The organism is Niastella populi, from assembly GCF_002078015.1.
In the GTDB taxonomy this organism is placed as follows: domain Bacteria; phylum Bacteroidota; class Bacteroidia; order Chitinophagales; family Chitinophagaceae; genus Niastella; species Niastella populi.
In genome coordinates, this window is record NZ_LWBP01000027.1 from 1 (window position 1) to 6,546 (window position 6,546).

The following is a 6,546-nucleotide window of genomic DNA, read 5'->3' on the forward strand; positions in this document are numbered from 1 at the left end:
CACTCACTCCGCGTTTGCCTGATGCCTATCAAATCATCGGGCTGAATGTCATAGTTCTTTCCCAGGTAATGAGCCAGCTGATTGGACTGCTCATCAAGCTCCCGATAAGTCAGTTCGATATCCTCAAATACTACCGCTACATTATCTGGCGTCTTTTTTACCTGTTGTTTAAATAAATCAACGATCGTTTTGGCTTTCGGATATGCTACTGCCGTATCATTGAAAGTGAATAACAGTTCATGCCTCTCTTCTGCTTTAAGAACCCTATCAAAAGTCGGGAATGAATCATTTGTTATTTCACGCTTATTGATTATTCTAAATGAGGGATCCGTGACCGATTTTTGAAGTTTACCAGGAATTAATACCTCTGCATCCACAATCAAACTGCAGATTTGTGAATCTTTATTTAACACCGCTCCTGCGTTCATTAAGTCGGGAATAGAAGCGGCATCTATACTAAAATGTGTAACGCTTTCTTTTTCCAGAAACCTTAGTAATAATTCATCATCCTGTACCAATTCCGGAACCAGGACGAGCTCAGATCCAAACAATAGCGTTCCAAAGACCTCCAATATGGAAGGTTCGCTATGAAGGAAAATTGCCCATTTATTACTATCCCCGTAGTGGAAAAGTTCACTATCCAACTTAAATAATCCTACCACATCGTTATGACGTATCACCAAGGATTTGCGCCCTTCGACGTTATCAAAACTGCTAATAATGGTTGCTACCTGGTTGGCTGCAATGTCTATCTCCGGATTTACTTCAGACCTTTTCATCAGATCCGTTCTGTCGTATTGTCTTTTTATTTTTCCTTGCTGCCCCTTTCTTTCTTCAGCTACTACTTTTGTCCGCTTCTTATCAATTTGCAATATCACATCATAGCGGTATTTAGTCAATTCATTCTCTATCGTTCTTATCTTATCACTAATAGCCACATCTACGATATCCTTTTCTGTTATAATAAGATCCAGAAAGTATCCTTTCGCCACAAAAAAGTCTGTTGAAAAATCGATCTTTGTATTATAGCCTTTATCCCAGTTCTCCAGTTTAAATTGCTCCAGGTCCTCTAACATTGCAGCCTTCTTATTGATGTCCATCACATCACCGATGAATATTTTTCCATCTTCATTGAGCAGTTCAATCCCCATTCTTATAACTTTAAGAAAATAATTGTGCCCATGAAAATTCTGGATAACACTATTTATAATGATGAGGTCAAAATCCTTCTCATCCAACCCGGATATTTCATGCGCTGCCAGCGGCTTTAATTTTACATTTTTAAAACCCTTTTCAGTAAGCATTTCCTCCGTTCTGGAGAGAATAACCGGAGATAAATCTATTCCATAATACAAAGCAACTTCAGGGGCAATTTTACTAAGGGTTATTCCTGAAGAACATCCTATTTCCAATACTCTCATGCCAGGATGAAGGCTATCCTTTAGTTTATTATACGCGTTCATGGAGTATTCCTCCATCTCTACTTCCGAAATAGCTTCTCCTGTATAACTACTTATCCACCCACCCCCGGTAATTTGGTCATCGGCCCTTTTGCCTACATGGTCCCAAAGTTCCTGGCTCATCATTACATTATCACGATACTCCTTCTCCGATTTTACCTCATTCGTATCAATACATAAATAATTCTTTAGAATATCCAGGCTCCATTGGAGCCTATTCGCCTGCTCTATAAATTCCTTCTCAATGATTAATGTTTGAATACCATAATCGGCAATCAAAGATGCTACATGGTTTTCATCGGCCGTAGGCACTAAAATCACGTATGCTCCCCCGGCCTTCAACACACCTAACCTTGAAGCTATGCTATACAATCCGGCATTTAGTAATAGTCCTATCTTTTCTTCATTCCTGATATTGGCTTCTTCCAGCAAAAAATGAGCAACCTGGTTTGCACATCGATTCAACTGCGCATAACTATAGTTTTCGCCATCGCATCGCAATGCCGTACTTAAACCACTCCTTTCAACCTGTTCGTGAAACAGATTTACAATTGTATTATCAGATATGCCGTTGATGGATTGCTTACCAGGCACCTCCAATCCGATTTTTTCCAGCACCGATATATATTCCAGGGAGCCGATCTGTTGAGCAGGGCTCGATAATGCTGCCGATGAAAAGTCTTTAAAATGCCCTATAAACTTTTCTATTATCGCTGGTTTGTAAAGATCCAGGTTGTACTCAACTAAAAACGCTATATAATCGCCGTGTTCCTGGAACTCAAATTTAATATCGTATATGCTTGTTCCCTTTCTTACCTCCACTACATCATCAACTTTGGATTCGGATGCTGGTGTCTCCATAGTCATATCTTCGGTATTCTGCAGTACCACCAGGATATCAAATACAGCGCTTCTACTGGTCTGCCTGCTTTGTCGTAAATCCTCTACCAGGCGATCAAATGGATATATTTGATGGGCATAAGCATCTAATATCGTCCGTTTTACGTTTTGATAAATCTCTTCCAGGTTATTTTTATCCTCTATCCGGGTTCTTAATGCCAGTGTGTTTACGTAAAACCCGATCTGGTTTTCCAATTCAAGTAAATTTCTTCCCGCGACCGGAGTTCCTATTATAACATCATCCTGTCGAGCTTCCCTATGTAAAAAAGCCTTTAGTACTGACACAAGGCTCATAAACAGGGTTCCTGATCTCTGTAATGAAAAATTCTTAAACCTGTGCGTTAAATCTTTATTTAAATAAGTGGCAACCGTTCTCCCTTTATGCGTTTTTACACCAGGCCGCAGGGTGGCGCCCGGCAAATTCAATATCCCCAGCTGACCGGATAATTTATCTAACCAATATTTCCTATGAACGTTAAATGATTTTTTACTAAGCTGGTTCAGCTGCCAACTGGCATAGTCCTTATACTGAATCTTCAGAGAAGGCAAACTCCGATTGCTTCCTTCCATGTATTTTCCATAATAGAAAAACACATCGCTATACAACACTTTCATTGACCAGCCATCACTAATAATGTGATGCATGTTGAAATAGAACACATATTGATCGTCCTCAATCTGAAGCAGGGCTGCCCGTAGCAGCGGTCCGTTTTTCAAGTCAAATGGCTTATAAGAATCTTCGGCTATGAAACGCGCTACCTCCTCTTGCTTGAACTCCTTTTCCCGGTAGTCTTTATATCCTATCTCAAATCGTGATTCTTCCTTGCTTAATATCCACTGCCGTACCTCACCTTCTTCATTTTCTCTAAAAACCGTTCTTAGAATTTCATGACGATCTAAAGTGGCATTTATAGCCTGTTTAAAATATTTTATGTCAAGGTCTTTATTCAAATAAATATGCTTAGGCATATTGTACGCGACAGACCCGTCTTTCAATTGACTCAAAATCCAGATCCTTCTTTGGGCATCAGAAATTGGGTAAGACGACTGTAGCTCTACAGCTTCAATTGTTTGAATTCCTGACAGACTATCCTTTAAAAAAGAAATGAATTCAATTTTGTTATCAATTATTTCCTGCTTCTCATCAGCCGTTAAGTTTTTCAATTCACCCCTGATTCTCAAATTCTCAAAGGAATCATCCAGAGATATCGATATCTCCTTTTCCCTTAATCTCGTTAATAATGAAAGTATATTGAACTGTGATTTACTCATTACCTTTTCCAATTTAAATGCACGATAAAAGAAATCCCGTTATAAGAGTATAGATCCAATAATTGCCGGTTCAGGCTTTAAGCTTCAGATTCCGATCGACAAAATCTATAAGCATTTCCGTGGTATACCTGCTGCAATCTGCCTGATTATCCATCCTGGTCCTTTCTTCACCGCTTAAATCGGTCAATAACACCATTTCAACGTTCTTATTTGTTGTTCGCAACAGTAAACACTTAACTAAAGGCGAAGTACTCCACCAAAAGCTGGCGGTTGTTAATTTATTCTTACCCGTATAAACGATAATTAAGGGAACCTGTTCTCGTGGCATTCCGTTCTTTACAAAATTGTTATAAACACCAGATGCGCAATGCATCGGCCCGGTACATGGGCCAAATACCATTTTTACCTGGCTTGTGCTCATTAAACATATATTGAGTCTTAAACTATTCTCTTTTGAAAAGATAAGCCGGGCAGCTAATTCGTCCTCTAAAAACTCTCGATAAAAGTCTTGTTTGCCAATGTCGTTTTCATCAAAAATCAATACTTTACTTTTTGGCTTGTGCAAAAGGTATTTCAAAAACTCAAAGTAAACAGCGATATCCAGGAGTTTGTGTCTTTGAGATGCAGCATCCACAACTATAAATAAGTCTTCATCGGCCTGTAATCCGCGATCTTTTAACCAGGTGTTCCCCCAATGCCGCTCTTCATCTGTGATATAAATTTCACGACCTGTTTGTTCCATTATTTGCGCGGAATAAGCAAACAGTTCTTCGTGTTTTGGAAAAATAAATGGGACAATGTTACTGAGTCGGAAGGCGCCCTTTGTAAAAATTGAAAAAACACAAGGTGTAAAACTTCCATCTGAAATTTGCTGGCCATAGCGCATGGCAAGATGTTCAAGCAGTTCACGCTCATCAAAGGTTAGGCAAAGAATAACATCATAAGACTCGAATGGAATTTCCGCCCATTGCATCTGATGAAGTTCATCCAAATAAGGATTATTTTGCAACAGTGCGCTATAAATGAATGTATAGTCCTTCTTTAGATAATTGAGCGAAATTCTAGCGTTTTGATAAAAGCCTCTGACAGGCTTGAGATGTAGAAGCCTGATAAAACTGTCACCTATATAAGCATCAGGATCTTCGTAAAGCAGAATAACAGATTTGACGTCATTGCGCTTACAATTATTATTAGAAATCTTCTTAAGAAATGAGTCCAGGATAAGGTTATTCTTCATCTTTTATTGAAAATAAGAACAGTATTCGACTAACACAATCTACTAAACCCTGTTTTATGATTTTTACAAGGCATTCAGCCTATCATTAACAGTTGATTCCAGGCTACATATCATACTTTATTTAGAAATTGACTATTCATTTTCCAGATAAGGTTTTCAAAATCCATAGATTCCCAGGTAGTTTCAATACCGGGTCTTTTCATTACTTCCTCCATTATTTTTTTTTGTTTTTGACCCATACGAAAAGCCTCTGAATATCTGATATTCTCATTAAATGTCACCATAGCATACAGCGGAATCCATTGTTTAGGATATAATTCGTGAATTTTGGCTTCTATTTTTTTTTGCAAGAGGAATTTTTTATCTGCAACATGATCCCGCATCTCGATAAAATTATCTAAAGACAGCTGTGCAATTGCATCGGTGTCGGGCTTTCTTAAATCCTGAAATAACGCAAACACCTGGTTCCAATCGTCATTGTTCTGATCTAATAATTGGCTTAGTATCCTACAATCTTCAAAACCTGCATTCATTCCTTGTCCGTAAAATGGAAGGATTGTATGTGCAGCGTCTCCTATTAAAAGTATATTATTTCTTGACCAGACATTACATTTTGTCGTTATTAAAGGTGAAGTTGGATTCGAATTATAATCCTCTAACAAATCAGGTATGAAATAAAAAGCATCTGGGAATTCTTTCTTAAAGAAATCTATAACATCCTCGTCACTCTTCAAAGTGGCAAAGGAAGGATTGCCCTTGAATGAAAGAAATAAAGTACATGTAAAGCTTCCATCAGGATTAGGAAGGGCTATCAGCATGAAGCTTTTGCGTGGCCAAATATGCAGTGCATTTTTTTCCAATTTAAAGGTGCCTTTGGGGCCGGCCGGTATATGAAGTTCCTTGTATCCATGATCCAGGTATTCCAAAGCATAATCCTCTGACTGCATAGACGATCGAACAGAAGAGAAGGCACCGTCAGCACAGATGATTACATCAAATGATTTAGTTATTGAATCAACGTCGAGCTTATAAGTTAAACTGGTCGATTCAATGTCAACATGTTGCACTCGTTTGTCGAAATAAAAGAGCGTACCCATTTCTTCCGCCTTATCTATAAGTATACTGTTGAGATCATTCCTGGAGATAGAATTTATAAACTGACCCTCTTTACCATAAGGTTGAATGGCAACATTTCCATTAGATGAATGAACCATTCTACCATGCATCGGCGTGGTTCTTTGTTTAACCTTATCAATTACTCCAACTTCTGCCAATGCTTTCAACCCTCGATTGCTCAACGCCAGATTAATGGATCTCCCTTGATTTATTACCTGCTGGCGTATATCCGGCCTACGTTCAAAAACAGAGATCTGATATCCTCTCCTTTTTAAATATATAGCAGCTAATGAACCTACAGGACCACCTCCTATAATTGCAACGTGTTTATTTGTATTCATATATGTGAAAATGTGTAAGCGCCCCTTTTTTCGGTACACTGAGACTAAGAGTTTTCAATTTTTTTCAGTTAGCAAAAGGGCCCGGATAAATATATTCCAGCGAAGACCAAATTGTGCCATTTAAAGATTACACAGGAAACATCCTCCTCAATCAACTTACCTTATCAGGAAACAAGACATAAGCAATTTAAGGTTTTATTCAATTTAAACTTTGTTTTTA

General features: G+C 38.3%; 3 protein-coding genes. All 3 read right to left on the reverse strand.

The genetic code is table 11. The features are described 5' to 3' along the window. A partial coding sequence (locus A4R26_RS05435; protein ID WP_133054553.1) for a condensation domain-containing protein occupies positions 1 to 3,632 on the reverse strand: 3,632 nt, incomplete at its 3' end. Positions 3,633 to 3,702: 70 nt separating this feature from the next. Beyond that, complete coding sequence (locus tag A4R26_RS05440) at positions 3,703 to 4,869, reverse strand: glycosyltransferase family 9 protein (protein ID WP_081161783.1); 1,167 nt, start codon at positions 4,867 to 4,869, stop codon at positions 3,703 to 3,705. 110 nt (positions 4,870 to 4,979) lie between these two features. Beyond that, positions 4,980 to 6,326: an FAD-dependent oxidoreductase gene (locus A4R26_RS05445; protein WP_081161786.1), complete on the reverse strand. Its 1,347-nt coding sequence runs from the start codon at positions 6,324 to 6,326 to the stop codon at positions 4,980 to 4,982. Positions 6,327 to 6,546 lie beyond the last annotated feature (220 nt).

Bases quoted from the DNA above. Each gene is read 5' to 3' on its own strand.
- A4R26_RS05440 (WP_081161783.1), bottom strand. From the start codon at position 4,869: ATGAAGAATAACCTTATCCTGGACTCATTTCTTAAGAAGATTTCTAAT.
- A4R26_RS05445 (WP_081161786.1), bottom strand. From the start codon at position 6,326: ATGAATACAAATAAACACGTTGCAATTATAGGAGGTGGTCCTGTAGGT.